Source organism: Anaerovirgula multivorans, from assembly GCF_900188145.1.
Lineage (GTDB): Bacteria > Bacillota > Clostridia > Peptostreptococcales > Natronincolaceae > Anaerovirgula > Anaerovirgula multivorans.
Genome location: NZ_FZOJ01000001.1, coordinates 257508 through 270859, shown reverse-complemented (window position 1 = coordinate 270859; position 13352 = coordinate 257508). Strand labels below are relative to the sequence as shown.

General features: G+C 34.1%; 17 protein-coding genes. All 17 read left to right on the top strand.

Annotation, left to right across the window (positions count from 1 at the left end; translation table 11 throughout):
- Position 1 precedes the first annotated feature (1 nt).
- The 17 genes from CHB72_RS01445 (at position 2) to flhB (ending at position 13347) form a co-directional block, all read left to right on the top strand.
- On the top strand, positions 2-1240 hold the full coding sequence (locus CHB72_RS01445; RefSeq protein WP_089281076.1) for a hypothetical protein: 1239 nt from the start codon (positions 2-4) through the stop codon (positions 1238-1240).
- A gap of 103 nt (positions 1241-1343) precedes the next feature.
- On the top strand, positions 1344-2729 hold the full coding sequence (locus CHB72_RS01440; RefSeq protein WP_176431128.1) for a flagellar hook-length control protein FliK: 1386 nt from the start codon (positions 1344-1346) through the stop codon (positions 2727-2729).
- 15 nt (positions 2730-2744) lie between these two features.
- Positions 2745-3161 (top strand): flagellar hook assembly protein FlgD, encoded by a 417-nt coding sequence (locus CHB72_RS01435; RefSeq protein ID WP_089281074.1) that lies wholly within the window; start codon positions 2745-2747, stop codon positions 3159-3161.
- A gap of 28 nt (positions 3162-3189) precedes the next feature.
- On the top strand, positions 3190-3564 hold the full coding sequence (locus tag CHB72_RS01430; protein WP_089281073.1) for a TIGR02530 family flagellar biosynthesis protein: 375 nt from the start codon (positions 3190-3192) through the stop codon (positions 3562-3564).
- 78 nt (positions 3565-3642) lie between these two features.
- Positions 3643-5034, top strand: coding sequence for a flagellar hook protein FlgE (locus tag CHB72_RS01425; protein WP_089281072.1), 1392 nt, complete (start codon positions 3643-3645; stop codon positions 5032-5034).
- A 73-nt stretch (positions 5035-5107) separates the two neighbouring features.
- Entirely contained in the window at positions 5108-5320 is a 213-nt protein-coding gene (locus tag CHB72_RS01420) for a flagellar FlbD family protein (RefSeq protein WP_330396961.1), read from the top strand.
- Between the two features lie 17 nt (positions 5321-5337).
- A complete protein-coding gene (locus CHB72_RS01415) occupies positions 5338-6123 on the top strand; it encodes a flagellar motor protein (RefSeq protein WP_089281070.1) in 786 nt (261 codons plus the stop codon).
- Positions 6123-6872, top strand: a complete 750-nt coding sequence (locus CHB72_RS01410) for a flagellar motor protein MotB (protein WP_089281069.1) — start codon at positions 6123-6125, stop codon at positions 6870-6872. Before CHB72_RS01415 ends, CHB72_RS01410 begins: the two co-directional genes overlap by 1 nt.
- Before the next feature lie 30 nt (positions 6873-6902).
- On the top strand, positions 6903-7319 hold the full coding sequence (locus tag CHB72_RS01405) for a flagellar basal body-associated FliL family protein (protein ID WP_089281068.1): 417 nt from the start codon (positions 6903-6905) through the stop codon (positions 7317-7319).
- 12 nt (positions 7320-7331) lie between these two features.
- Positions 7332-8327, top strand: a complete 996-nt coding sequence (gene fliM, locus CHB72_RS01400; RefSeq protein WP_089281067.1) for a flagellar motor switch protein FliM — start codon at positions 7332-7334, stop codon at positions 8325-8327.
- Positions 8320-9477 (top strand): flagellar motor switch phosphatase FliY, encoded by a 1158-nt coding sequence (gene fliY, locus CHB72_RS01395; RefSeq protein WP_089281066.1) that lies wholly within the window; start codon positions 8320-8322, stop codon positions 9475-9477. The genes fliM and fliY overlap by 8 nt, the downstream gene beginning before the upstream one ends.
- A gap of 108 nt (positions 9478-9585) precedes the next feature.
- The gene (locus tag CHB72_RS01390) at positions 9586-9948 is read left to right on the top strand and encodes a response regulator (RefSeq protein WP_089281065.1); all 363 of its coding nucleotides are present in this window, start codon (positions 9586-9588) and stop codon (positions 9946-9948) included.
- A 17-nt stretch (positions 9949-9965) separates the two neighbouring features.
- On the top strand, positions 9966-10367 hold the full coding sequence (locus CHB72_RS01385; protein WP_089281064.1) for a flagellar biosynthetic protein FliO: 402 nt from the start codon (positions 9966-9968) through the stop codon (positions 10365-10367).
- A complete protein-coding gene (gene fliP, locus CHB72_RS01380) occupies positions 10360-11172 on the top strand; it encodes a flagellar type III secretion system pore protein FliP (protein ID WP_278277796.1) in 813 nt (270 codons plus the stop codon). Before CHB72_RS01385 ends, fliP begins: the two co-directional genes overlap by 8 nt.
- A gap of 10 nt (positions 11173-11182) precedes the next feature.
- Entirely contained in the window at positions 11183-11452 is a 270-nt protein-coding gene (gene fliQ, locus CHB72_RS01375) for a flagellar biosynthesis protein FliQ (RefSeq protein ID WP_089281063.1), read from the top strand.
- Between the two features lie 13 nt (positions 11453-11465).
- Positions 11466-12257, top strand: coding sequence for a flagellar biosynthetic protein FliR (gene fliR / locus CHB72_RS01370; RefSeq protein ID WP_089281062.1), 792 nt, complete (start codon positions 11466-11468; stop codon positions 12255-12257).
- 4 nt (positions 12258-12261) lie between these two features.
- Positions 12262-13347 (top strand): flagellar biosynthesis protein FlhB, encoded by a 1086-nt coding sequence (gene flhB / locus CHB72_RS01365; RefSeq protein ID WP_089281061.1) that lies wholly within the window; start codon positions 12262-12264, stop codon positions 13345-13347.
- Positions 13348-13352 lie beyond the last annotated feature (5 nt).

The following is a 13352-nucleotide window of genomic DNA, read 5'->3' as shown; positions in this document are numbered from 1 at the left end:
AATGACTACTAGCCTTCAAGAAAATGAAAAAACAAGTAATTTAAAAGGTATTATTGTTGTCATTATTGCTTTTTTACTCATTCCTTTAATGACGATCACTATAATGTACGCTAGCAATGAAAATTTTAGGTATACTACCAATAATTTTTTAAGAATTTTACCTGGGAATGCAGGAGGATATTTTAGAAGATTACCTACGAAAGAAGAAAAAGAGAACATCAAGGTGCAAATAGCTAAATTCTACATAGCGTTAGAAGAAGATAGATTAGTAGATAAGCTCCTTATTATTAAAGGGGAAGATAATAATTTATACGACGATTTATTGATACTTCTAAGTAAAGAAAACCCGATGAAAATGCGAAGCGTCAAGGAAAACCTTAGAAATACGCAGTTACAATCAAATGTATTGGGTCGTGTTCTAGAAGAAATTAATCAAGAGAAGGCAACTAAGATTAATGAATACACAGATTATTATGCTTCACTGAAGGTCACTGACGCTATTTTAGAAATAGAGAGGACTTACAAGAGTGGAGAGTTGAAAAGCGAAGAACTTCCATTGATTTTTGAAAACTTTTCTACTGATGCAAGTGCCAATTTATTGATTTACTTAGACGATAGCATAAGTGAAAGAGCTCTTTATGGTATTAAAGAGGCGAAAAGAAGAGAAATTGAAAAGAAGATTCAAGAAATTCATAGCAGACAAAATGAACTAATAAGACTTGCAAATATTTACGAAAAAGAGTCTTTAGAAGAAAAGATGGATGACTTAGGGACAAATAACAAATTTAGGGCACAGGATTTAGCTGTTATCTATAAAAACATGAGTATTAAAAGTGGCGGCCAGATTTTAGCAGATGTAAAGGATAATGATTTCATCACAAATCTTTATGATCAAATTGACGCTTTTGAAATGCTAAACAAAGAAACAAAACAGCTATCATCCCAGTTAGCGGAAGCCATTGAAATATTCCAAAATTATGATACCAAAGTGAAGGAATTAGTTGGTATATATGAAAAAATGTCATTACAGGAGCTAACCAATATTATTGAAGAAATGGCTAAAAGCAACAGAAACTATCAAAGATATTTAATAGGTGATGAAGAAATTATTTTCACTGAAGAACAATTAGTGCTAGATGTAATTAGTCAGCTTAAACCCAAAAAAGCGGCTGAGTTATTGGAACAGTTAAAAACACAAAGATCAGTAGATCTATCTAAAAAATATATTGTGGAAAGATGAAATTTAATGTACTTATCTTAGTGTGCAAATTATCGCAGCGCAGTATAATTGCAGACTATTGATGAGATAGATGAAAAAAATTATTATGGAAGGAGGTGAAAAGATGGTGACACTTAATGGGGTAATGAATGTGATGGATTTCATGACTACAAAACAATCTAACAATTCTGAAGGTAGTAATGGAAAGGATTTTTCGCAGATATTTCAAAGTAAAGTCCAGCTAAAAGACAGCAATCGTCAAAAAAACTTTTCTACAACAAATAATCATAGTAAACCAACAGATAGTAAAACCTTAAGTACTACTGACAACGGGATAGATAAACAACCTAAGCTGTTAGCTTATGAAGAAAGTTCAGTTGAACAATCAAAAGGCAAAAGCCTGGAGGGTGAAAGTAGTAAAACAATAAATACTCAAGAGGAAAATGAGGATAAGAAATTTTTGTTGTTAGAAACTGAAGAGGACGCATTGCAGCAATACGAAGGCATCATACCGCCACAATTATTACAACAGCTAGAAGCATTAATTACAATAATGCAACAACAAGGACATATAACAGAGGATGAAGCTGAAGCAATCATGGTTGAGCTAGCGGGAACAAGTAATCTTGATGAAGGAATTCTAGCGTTAAATAATCTCTTCAAAGAACTCAACATTAAAACTGAACTACAGAATTTAGAAACGAATAACCATACTGAGATAGCGGATTTTGAAAAAACAATAAAATCTTTATTACATGATGCAGTAAATCAATCATTTGATAAGATTATTGATGAAGAACCGAAAATACAAAACTCTATCAGTATTGACCAAAGGAATGTAGAAAAGACAAATGAAGAGTACACAACTGTAGAGGAAGAAAGACCGCTTGAAAAAGGTTTGACAGAAAAGACTTTAGATATCCAAAGCACAGATAAACCTGTGAAAATTGACGGCTATGAAAAAGTAGATATTGAAAAAGTAGATATTGAAGAAGCCCATATCGTAGTAGATCTAAATAAAAACTTTGAATTGAAGCTCAATAACATAGCAAACCAGTCCCTTAATCCTGAAGAAATACATGCTAAAAATCTAATGGAACAGCTGATACATAAGGTGGAGGGCACCTACAAGTCTGGAAAAACTCAATTGAAGCTACAGTTGATGCCAGAAAATCTTGGAAAGCTCTCTATTAATCTATCTTCTGAAAATCAGACGATTAAGGCAAAAGTCTACGTAGAGTCTCTTCAGGTGAAGGAGATCATAGAAAACAGCTTAAATCAATTCAAAGAGTCCTTAAGAGAAAAGGGACTCAACATTTCAAGTGTAGAGGTTTCTGTAGGACAAGACTCCGAAGCTTTTTTGCAGAATAGAAGCTTTGCTCAGCAAAAATTAAAACTGAAGAAAGCTCCAGCTTCGATGGATAAAGGCTTAGTAGGGATAGAAGAAATGAATTCTATTACCAATATAAACCCCTATTTAGTTAATGAAGGTTTTGATAAAATGGGGTAAGGAGGATAAAGGATAATGAGTGATGTTAACGGCACCACCAACGTGGAACACAAATATCGATACTATGATGAACAACAAAAAAATACGAAATCTAATGACCTTGATAAAGATGTTTTTATGAAGCTGCTTATTGCACAAATGCAAAATCAAGACCCGTTAAATCCGATGGACGATAGAGAATTTATAGCCCAGATGGCTCAATTCAATGCCTTAGAGCAGATGACAAAGATGAATGACAACCTAGAAGCTACCAAAGTGACACTATCTGATCATTTTACCATGATGAACAATAACATGGTAAAGAGTCAAACCTTTATCAGTGGAACACTAGATAAAGTAAATGATACCTTAATAAAATTAGCAGAGCATTTTGGAATCGAAATTCCTGAAACTCCTGAAAATGAAACAGAAGAAGGAGAAGAAACACCTTAGGAACCTGCCTGAGTAAGGAGGTGGCAAGATGGTTACCTACAAAATTAATAACAAAGCTTTATTGGCACCAAATAGTACGCAGAAAATCAACAATCTTAATACTACAACAAATTTTGATCAAATTTTACATCAGCATATTGAGAAAAATAGTGAAGTGAAATTTTCCAAACATGCTGTTGAACGGTTAGAACAAAGAAACATACAATTGTCCAAACAAGATATCATGAAGCTTAACAATGCAATAGATACAGCTGCGAAGAAGGGCATAAGAGAAACCTTGATCATCATGGACAACACAGCCTTTATTGCCAGTGTAAGAAACAAAACAGTAATTACAGCTGCTGTGGATGAGCAGCTAAAGGAGAATGTCTTTACCAATATAGATGGTGCTGTAATCGTATAAGCCGGACCACTATGGAGGCTTATCGCTTCTGACTGATTGAAGAAGTGAATTAATTATGAAAATAGGGGGTCAAATATTATGATGCGATCAATGTTTTCAGCGGTATCAGGGCTGAAGGCTCATCAGTTACGTATGGATGTAGTAGGCGACAACATTGCCAATGTAAACACAATTGGCTTTAAAGGTTCAAGAGTTACCTTCCAAGAGGTTTTTAGTCAAACCTTAAGAGGCGGGGGAGCAGCTCAAGGTGGCAGAGGCGGTACCAATCCTCAACAGGTAGGGTTAGGGGTTAATGTTGCATCGATGGACACCTTCCATGTAAGAGGTGCCGTAGAAACCACTGATTATAATACAGATCTAATGATCAATGGAGATGGCTTCTTCATTGTTGAAGATGGGGATAGTAGAAGCTATACAAGAGCTGGAAGCTTTGCCATAGATGAGGTAGGCAACCTAGTAACACCAGATGGCATGAGGGTAATGGGGTATATGTATGATGAGGAAACAGGGAGAATGGGTACTGCTTTAGAAGGACTACAGATTTCTAGAGGGATAACTTACCCGGCATCTTCTACCGGGATACCAGTGAAGAATGATGGTACACCTATAGATGCAGGAGCTACTATACCTACAAGTGTGTATTTTGACGGAAATTTGAATGCTGATGTAAAACCTTATGATGGACCAAATATTACATTTACTCCGGGACCTTTGCTAGAGGATTTAAAAGATGCAGAAGGGAAAAGTGCTATTGCTCGAGATACTACCCTTACAGTATTTGATGAGTTAGGAGGAACCCATGAGGTAAGATTGATTTTTTTAAAAACTGATGTAAATGAATATACAGTTTATGGGGCTGATAAAGATGGACGATTGACTAGCTTGACTACAGATCCAACTAATAATCATGTTATTGAATTCAATTCTGATGGTAGTATTAAAAATGATGATGCAATTAAGAAAATGCAATATAATATCATAAATCTGGATCCAGCTGATGATTTATTACCAAATGGATCAAGACAATTTGGGTTTGTTATAGATTTCAGCAAACTCACCCAATTCGCTAACGAATCTGATGCGTCTGCAACTAAGACTGAAGGCTATAAACAAGGGAGTCTAGTGGATTTTGCAGTAGATAGTAATGGAGTAATTACAGGTTATTTCAGCAATAAACAGATGAGATCTATTGGGCAAGTAGCGCTAGCCAACTTTAAGAATCCAGCTGGTTTGGAAAAAACTGGAAACAATCTATATAGGACTACACCGAACTCGGGAGATCCTATGATAGGCAATCCGGGAACTGGTGGACGAGGTGCATTAAAACCTGGTGCCGTAGAAATGTCTAATGTTGATTTGTCAAGAGAGTTTACTAACATGATTACAACCCAAAGAGGTTTCCAAGCCAACTCAAGGATCATTACCACAAGTGATGAAATGCTGCAGGAAGTAGTAAATATGAAGAGGTAGTTTTAAAGTAGTAGAGTAGTTCTACTACTCTACTACTATTTTAATACGAATAGAGGATTATAAAGAGGAAAGTATGATGATTAAACTAAGACGGCTAAACAATAGTGAGTTTGCATTAAATTGTGAAGCAATAGAATGTATTGAAGAAACACCAGATACCATTATAACCTTATCAAATGGACATAAGATAGTGGTATTAGAAAGCGTTGATCAAGTCATTGAAAAAATTATAAATTATAAAAGGAAAATACATAGTTTTCATCCTGAAAATGAAAGTATGCTTTAAGGAGAAGAGGTGTAGATTTGGATTTAGCAACAGTGATAGGGATTATTGTAGGATTGATATTTGTTATTTCAGGAATCCTCGTTAATGGCGAATTAGCCGGATATTTCAGTTTAGCTTCGATTCTTATTGTACTAGGAGGAACTATTTCAGCCACATTTGTAGCATATCCCTTAACAAGAGTTTTAGAAGGTATGAAAATTGCTTCTAAAGCATTTTCAAATAAAGTCCTTGAATCAGGGGAAATAATCGCAAAGGTTATTGGCTTAGCCAATACTGCTAGAAAAGAAGGATTACTAGCATTGGAAGAAGCGGCAGAAGATATAGAAGATGAGTTTTTAAAAAAAGGCGTTATGCTCATTGTCGATGGCACGGATCCTGAACTTGTGAGGAACCTGCTAGAAACAGAATTGGCCTTTGTTGAAGAAAGGCATAAAGAAGGTCAAGGGATATTTGAAGCGATGGGGACATTTGCACCAGCTTTTGGTATGATTGGTACATTAATAGGATTGATTAATATGCTGAGGACATTAGAAGATCCATCTTCCGTAGGACCCAGCATGGCTGTAGCATTGATAACAACCTTTTACGGTTCATTATTAGCCAACCTCATATTTCTTCCAATGGCGAACAAATTGAAGCTTAGAAGTAGGGAAGAAATTTTAAGAAAAGAAATTATGGTTGAAGGTTTACTCTCAATTCAAGCTGGGGAAAACCCAAGAATCATAGAAGAGAAGTTGAAAGCCTTTTTACCACCTAAGTTGAGGAAAGACCTGCAACAAAAACAGGAAGGTGTTGAGGCTTAATGGCTAGAAGAAAAACGAATCAAGATGAACCAAAAAAAGGGTCGCCAGAATGGATGACAACCTATGGTGATCTGGTTACATTACTTCTATGTTTTTTCGTGCTACTATTTTCATTTTCTGAGATAGATGTTGTGAAATTCGAGGCCATCATTCAATCTTTTCAAGGTTCTCTCGGTATTTTGGACTCTGGTAAAACCATAGAATCTAGTGACTATATCTTCAGTGCTTACGATATGGAGTTAACAACAAAACAGCTAGAGGAACTAGAGGATTTTAGAAAGCTTGAGGAACGATTGCAGCAGTATTTAGATGAAAAAGAGTTAGATACTGATGTATTAGTTAATCTAGAGACTAGGGGACTGGTACTGCGTTTTCAAAATAATGTTTTGTTTAGTCCGGGGAGGGCGGAAATCAAGGAAGACTTTAAGGAGACTTTAGTCGCTATCTCAGATTTCTTGCAGGAACCAGAATTTGAAGCTAAGTATGTGAGGATAGAAGGTCATACGGATACGGTTCCCGTAGGAACTAATGATAAGTATGAAACGAATTGGGAACTATCAGTTGCTAGAGCATCCAATGTAGTTAGATACTTAATAGAAGAAATAGAAATGGATCCTATTAGATTTTCGGCTTCAGGTTATGGTGAGTACCATCCAGTTGCACCAAATGATACAAGTGAAAACAAGTCAAAAAATAGACGGGTGGATATTGTAATTTTAAAATCCGAATTAAATATTTCCGCACCCTAACATTGAAGAAATTGGGGGGAGTAACACAGTATGAATCTCAAAAAAATAATTATATTTTCAGTAATTGGTTTTATTTTATCAGGTGTTTTTTTTGGAACAATTCTATATTTTACTGTTTTCAGGACACCGCAAGAAGCTTCTAACAATATGAGGGTTTACGAATTCGAAATTGGAAGTTTTTCTACCAATTTGAGTAATCATAAAAATTTCTTTAAAGGTGAAATTGTTATTGAAACAAATGATAAAAGGCTATTGAATAAGTTTGAAGAAAAAAATGCTGAGTTAAGGGATCAAATAATCGAGACAATTATTGCTAAAAAACCTGATGATTTACTTAGTCCTGAAGGGCAACAAGCGTTAAGACAGGAATTGATTGAAACAATATCGCAAGTGATGACATCAGATAGAATCACCAATATATATTTTGTTGACTATATCATTCAATAGGAGGTGAACCAGTTGTCTGATGTTTTGTCTCAAAATGAAATTGATGCATTATTACAGGCTTTGAGTACTGGCGAATTAGATGTGGAAGAAATAAAAGATGACAAACTAGATAAAAAAATAAGAACCTATGATTTTAAAAGTCCTAAAAAACTAGCAAAGGATCAACTTCGTACCCTTCATATCATTCATGATAATTTTTCTAGAATGCTAAACACTTTTTTGTCTGGGTATTTACGAAGTTATGTTCAAGCTGAAGTTTCATCTGTTGAAGAATTATCCTATTATGAATTTAGTAATTCAATAGTTAATCCTGCTGTGATATCTATTGTTAATTTCCATCCTCTTACAGGACAAATAATAATTGATTTATCAACCTCTGTAGCATTTACCTTAATCGATAGGATTTTGGGTGGTAGTGGGAAAAATTATGAGGAAACTAGAACTTTTACGGAAATCGAGATTACGCTCATAAAAAAGCTAATGCGGCAAGTATTAGAGCTAATGATCGACCCATGGGAAAATGTAATTGAACTTCAACCGAATTTAGAGAAAATGGAAACAAACTCACAGTTTGCCCAAATAATTTCTCCAAACGAGACAGTTGCTTTAATCACCTTAAACATAAAAATTGGCGATGTAGAAGGTATGATGAACATTTGTATACCCCATATTGTAATAGAACCTATCTTGCCAAAGCTTAGTACTAAATTTTGGTTCTCTAGTATTAGCAAAACAATTACAGAAGAAGATAAGCAGACATTAAAGAACAGGGTGGAAAAAAGCAAGGTTAATATTAGCGCACAGCTAGGTTCTACTTTTATTACTGTAAGAGACTTCTTAGAATTGCACAAAGGAGATGTAGTTTTATTGGACAAGTTGGCTAATGATGAAATAGAAATACTTGTAGGGGAAAAACGCAAGCATTTTGGAATACCAGGAACGATTAACAATAAAATGGCAATAAAAGTTACAAGAATTGACAAGGAAGGAGATGAACTAGATGAGTGATATGTTATCCCAAGAAGAAATAGATGCTCTCCTTAGCGGAAGCGGTATGGATACCAGTCCTTCTGAAGATGAAACCTTTGACTTCACTGAAATAGAAAAAGATGCTATTGGAGAAATAGGTAACATTAGCATGGGGACTTCAGCTACCACATTATCTACATTATTAGGTCATAAAGTAACGATCACAACACCAAGGGTTTCTATTATCACCATGCAAGACTTATCTGAGCAGTATCCTATGCCTTTTGTAGCCGTAGACGTGAGGTATAAAGAAGGAATTCAAGGTATGAATCTATTGATCATTAAAGTAGACGATGTAAAGATCATAACAGATTTAATGATGGGTGGCAGTGGCACAGTTAGCAGCGATCCACTTTCAGAGCTGCACCTAAGCGCAATTAGTGAGGCTATGAATCAAATGGTAGGTTCATCTTCTACATCATTATCAGAGATGTTTTCTAAAAAAATAGATATTCATCCACCAAGAGCTTTTGAGATAGATCTACAGTCAGATGATGTACATGAAACTTTTGCCGATGATCAAGAACAGTTAGTGAAAATTTCCTTTAAAATGGAGATAGAAGGATTAATTGATAGTGAGATTATGCAATTGATTCCTATTGATTTTGCTAAAGAAATGGTAGAACTATTGATGCCTACTAGTGAAGTTGCTGATACAAAACAACCTTCTCCACAAAAGGAAGTAAACCAGGTCAATTCAGTATCGAATGATAACCATGATGAAATTCATAATTTGATGATGCATACCAGTCATTCTAACGAAGCATATGAAGAAAGACCAGAGGAAAATCAACAGTCACAAAAAAATGCAAAGGTTAATGTTCAACCGGTTCAGTTTCAAGCCTTTGATCAAGAGAGCTATAAAGGTATGCCTGAAAATATAGCATTGATTCAAGATGTGCCTTTAAAGGTAACTGTTGAATTAGGGAGAACTGTGAAGAGAGTAAATGAAGTGCTGGAATTTGGTCCTGGAACCATTATTGAATTAGATAAGTTAGTAGGGGAACCTTTAGATATCTTAGTAAATGGGCAATATGTTGCTAAAGGAGAAGTCGTAGTAATGGATGAAAACTATGGTATAAGAATAACAGATATTGTTAATCCAAACAAAAGGTTTGCGAAACTTTAAAAAAATTGATACCAAAAGCTATATAATATTTCAAATAACATAAGGTCATTTTACTAAAATACAAATCTAGCAGTTTATTATTAGGAGATAATGAAGGAGGAAAATATAATGTCTAAAGGAATTTTAATAGTTGATGATGCTGCATTTATGAGAATGATGATTAAAGATGTGCTAACTAAAAATGGATTCGAAGTAATTGGAGAAGCCGAAAATGGACAAAAAGCAGTAGAAAAGTATAAGGAACTAGACCCAGAATTAACGATTATGGATATAACGATGCCAGAAATGGATGGTATAGAAGCTGTAAAAGAAATAAAAAACTTAGATGGTAATGCAAAGGTCATTATGTGTTCTGCTATGGGTCAGCAGGCAATGGTAATTGAAGCGATACAAGCAGGAGCAAAAGATTTTATTGTTAAGCCTTTCCAAGCAGATCGCGTTATTGAGGCTGTAAAAAAAGTTATTGGCTAATTTGATAAGGAGAAACAATGTGGGAAAAAGTTTACACAATCACAACCATGATTGTAATGGTAATTTTAATAATATTGATGGCTTATTATGCAACCGTCCTCATTAGTAAAAGGTCAAATATTTATTTTCGAGGAAAAACTGTCAAGGTTTTAGAACGAATTGTTTTGTCTACTAACTTATCTATTACGATTATACAAGCAATAGATAAGATATACATTTTAGCAGTCAGCAGTAAAAATATTGAACTGTTGGATGTGATTGAATATGAAAAATGGCATGAGTATAAGAAGGCTCAAAGCCTAACGGATCAACAGGATTTATTAGATATTTTTAAGCGTTCTTTCTTTAATAAAAAATTTGGAAACAAAAGCCCAAATACAAATCCTATAAAAAATAACAACGATAAAAAGGGTGATTAAAATAGAAACTAGAAATAATAATAAATCCTTGAAAATAAAACAGAATAGCTATAAAATAATATTATTTTTAACAATCACTCTAATTCTTATTGGATTTAGTACTGCTAGCATTTATGCTCAACCTGCTATTCCAATTCCACGAATAGGGCTTAATGTAGAAGAAGCAAACAATCCTCAAGAGGTTGCAACTTCCATCCAAATACTTTTTTTATTGACGATTTTATCTCTTGCGCCAGCTATATTGATGATGATGACTAGTTTTACTAGAATCATTATTGTGCTTTCTTTTCTAAGAAATGCTATAGCTACACAACAGACACCGCCAACACAAGTATTGGTTGGTTTAGCACTATTCTTAACTTTCTTTACTATGGCACCTATTGCTTCAGATATTAACCAAAATGCAATTCAACCTTACTTGCAAGAAGAAATTACTCAAGGGGAAGCAGTATCTATAGCGATGGAACCTATTAGAGAATTTATGATAAGACAAACTAGAGAGAAAGATTTAGCGCTTTTTCTGGAAATGGCTACTATAGAGGAAGCTGTTGAAATCAATGAAATACCTAATACGGTTTTAATACCAGCTTTTATAATAAGTGAACTCAAAACTGCTTTTCAATTAGGTTTTGTGTTGTTCATACCCTTCATAGTAATTGATATGGTGGTTGCCAGTACGTTAATGTCTATGGGTATGATGATGTTGCCGCCGGCTATGATTTCTTTGCCTTTTAAGCTGTTACTATTTATTATGGTTGACGGGTGGAACATTTTAGTGCGCTCTTTGTTAACCAGCTTCCGTTAGAGGTGATATGATGGATGAAGCTATGATTATTGAACTAGGTCAACAGACAATGTTTACAATTCTATTAATGGCAGCACCTATGCTGGGCCTAGGCCTTATCGTAGGGTTAGCTGTAAGTATCTTTCAAGCAACAACTCAAATTCAAGAGGCTACTTTAGCATTTATACCAAAAATAATTGCGGTATTAGGGGCTGTAGTTGTATTCGGTCCTTGGTTACTATCTATTATTATGGATTTTACAATAGCATTATATACAAATATGAGTAGTTTCATACAGTGAAAAGTGGGTATATATGGATAACCTATACGATTTAATCTTATTAAATATAAGCTTGTTTTTCCTTATATTAGTTAGAGTAAGCGGTATTTTTATTGCGGCACCTGTATTCGGTAGAAATAATCTACCTATGATTATGAAGATTGCTTTATCAATGTTAATAGCCTTCATTTTATTGCCAATCATTTCAATAAGTACGACAGTGCAATACAATAGTTTTCTTGAATTGGCTATTAACACGACAAGAGAGTTCCTTTTAGGAATGATTATAGGACTTATATGTTTTATATATTTTAGCACCTTGTATTTAGCAGGAACAATTATTGATACACAAATGGGGTTTAGTATGGTGAATGTGCTGGACCCTCAAACCAATTCGCAGATGCCTATTATGGGTAATTATTATAACATCATCGTTACATTGATTTTTTTAGCGGTTAATGGCCATCATTTAATAATACGAGGATTAATTTATAGTTTTGAACTGTTACCAGTAGGATTTAATTTTACTATAGAAGAAGACTTTATCGTAAAACTAATTGCAATTATGGCAGAAGTTTTCATACTAGCTTTTAGATTTAGTGCACCCATCTTAGGAACTATTTTCCTTGCTAATGTATTATTAGGGATTTTAGCTAGAACGATGCCTCAGATGAATGTCTTTATTGTTGGAATGCCTCTGAAGATTATGGTAGGTTTAATAACGGTATTAATCACTTTACAGTTTTTAACGCCTTTTTCCGAAATGTTATTTAGCAAAATGTTCGAAGCATTATTTGAGATGATCCAAATTCTAGCTAGAGGATGATACAATGGAGTTTATAATAAACCTACAGTTATTTGCAGAAGAAAAAACAGAAAAAGCAACACAAAAAAAAGTTAAGGAATCTAGAGAAAAAGGACAAGTACTGCAAAGTAAAGAACTAAATTCAGCATTTATGTTATTAGGAGCGTTTGCAGTCTTAAGTGTATTATCAGGCTACATAGGAAGTTCTATTCGTAGTTTTACAACCCATATTTATGGGGAGTACATGAATCTAGACTACCTATTTTCCATAAAAAACATGAATCGTCTTACCCTGATTGTTTTTTCAAATCTTTTTAAACTGACGATTCCTATTGGAATGATATGTCTGGCTATTGGGGTAATAACTAGTTACATACAAGTAGGCTATCTTTTCACAACAAAAACCTTAACCTTGAAGCTTAGTAAATTAAACCCTATAGAGGGATTTAAGAGAATGTTTTCACTAAAATCATTAGTGGAATTATTAAAATGCTTTGTTAAAATCATTCTTATCGGTTATGTGATTTATCGGTATACTGTAAATCAACTGAGCACCATCTTTAATACAATAACAATGGATGTAAATACCATTGTAAAAACTCTAATTGATATTACCATTAATATAGGCTATAGAGCAGGTATTGTGTTGTTGATTCTTGCAGTCTTAGATTATTATTATCAAAAATATGACTACGAAAAGAATTTAAAAATGTCTAAGCAAGAAATTAAAGAGGAATTTAAACAAACAGAGGGTAATCCACAAATAAAATCAAAAATTAAAGAAAAACAAAGGCAAATATCTATGCGAAGAATGATGCAGGATGTACCTAAAGCGGATGTTATTATTACCAATCCAACCCATTATGCAATAGCAATACAATATGATCCAAAGCAGTTTGCTGCACCAAGAGTTTTAGCTAAAGGACAAGATTTGATAGCACAAAATATTAAAAAAATTGCTAGTGAAAATGAACTGCCTATTATTGAAAATAAACAGCTAGCTAGAACATTATACGATACTGTAGAGATTGGGGAATTTATTCCACCTGAACTATACCAAGCAGTAGCAGAAATATTAGCTTACGTTTATCAAATTAACAACAAGATTTAGAAGGG

Excerpts from the sequence above, each read along its gene's own strand:
- CHB72_RS01445 (WP_089281076.1), top strand. The coding sequence starts at position 2 with ATGACTACTAGCCTTCAAGAAAATGAAAAAACAAGTAATTTAAAAGGT.
- CHB72_RS01440 (WP_176431128.1), top strand. The coding sequence starts at position 1,344 with ATGGTGACACTTAATGGGGTAATGAATGTGATGGATTTCATGACTACA.
- CHB72_RS01435 (WP_089281074.1), top strand. The coding sequence starts at position 2,745 with ATGAGTGATGTTAACGGCACCACCAACGTGGAACACAAATATCGATAC.
- CHB72_RS01430 (WP_089281073.1), top strand. The coding sequence starts at position 3,190 with ATGGTTACCTACAAAATTAATAACAAAGCTTTATTGGCACCAAATAGT.
- CHB72_RS01425 (WP_089281072.1), top strand. The coding sequence starts at position 3,643 with ATGATGCGATCAATGTTTTCAGCGGTATCAGGGCTGAAGGCTCATCAG.
- CHB72_RS01420 (WP_330396961.1), top strand. The coding sequence starts at position 5,108 with ATGATGATTAAACTAAGACGGCTAAACAATAGTGAGTTTGCATTAAAT.
- CHB72_RS01410 (WP_089281069.1), top strand. The coding sequence starts at position 6,123 with ATGGCTAGAAGAAAAACGAATCAAGATGAACCAAAAAAAGGGTCGCCA.
- CHB72_RS01405 (WP_089281068.1), top strand. The coding sequence starts at position 6,903 with ATGAATCTCAAAAAAATAATTATATTTTCAGTAATTGGTTTTATTTTA.
- fliY (WP_089281066.1), top strand. The coding sequence starts at position 8,320 with ATGAGTGATATGTTATCCCAAGAAGAAATAGATGCTCTCCTTAGCGGA.
- CHB72_RS01390 (WP_089281065.1), top strand. The coding sequence starts at position 9,586 with ATGTCTAAAGGAATTTTAATAGTTGATGATGCTGCATTTATGAGAATG.
- CHB72_RS01385 (WP_089281064.1), top strand. The coding sequence starts at position 9,966 with ATGTGGGAAAAAGTTTACACAATCACAACCATGATTGTAATGGTAATT.
- fliQ (WP_089281063.1), top strand. The coding sequence starts at position 11,183 with ATGGATGAAGCTATGATTATTGAACTAGGTCAACAGACAATGTTTACA.
- fliR (WP_089281062.1), top strand. The coding sequence starts at position 11,466 with ATGGATAACCTATACGATTTAATCTTATTAAATATAAGCTTGTTTTTC.
- flhB (WP_089281061.1), top strand. The coding sequence starts at position 12,262 with ATGGAGTTTATAATAAACCTACAGTTATTTGCAGAAGAAAAAACAGAA.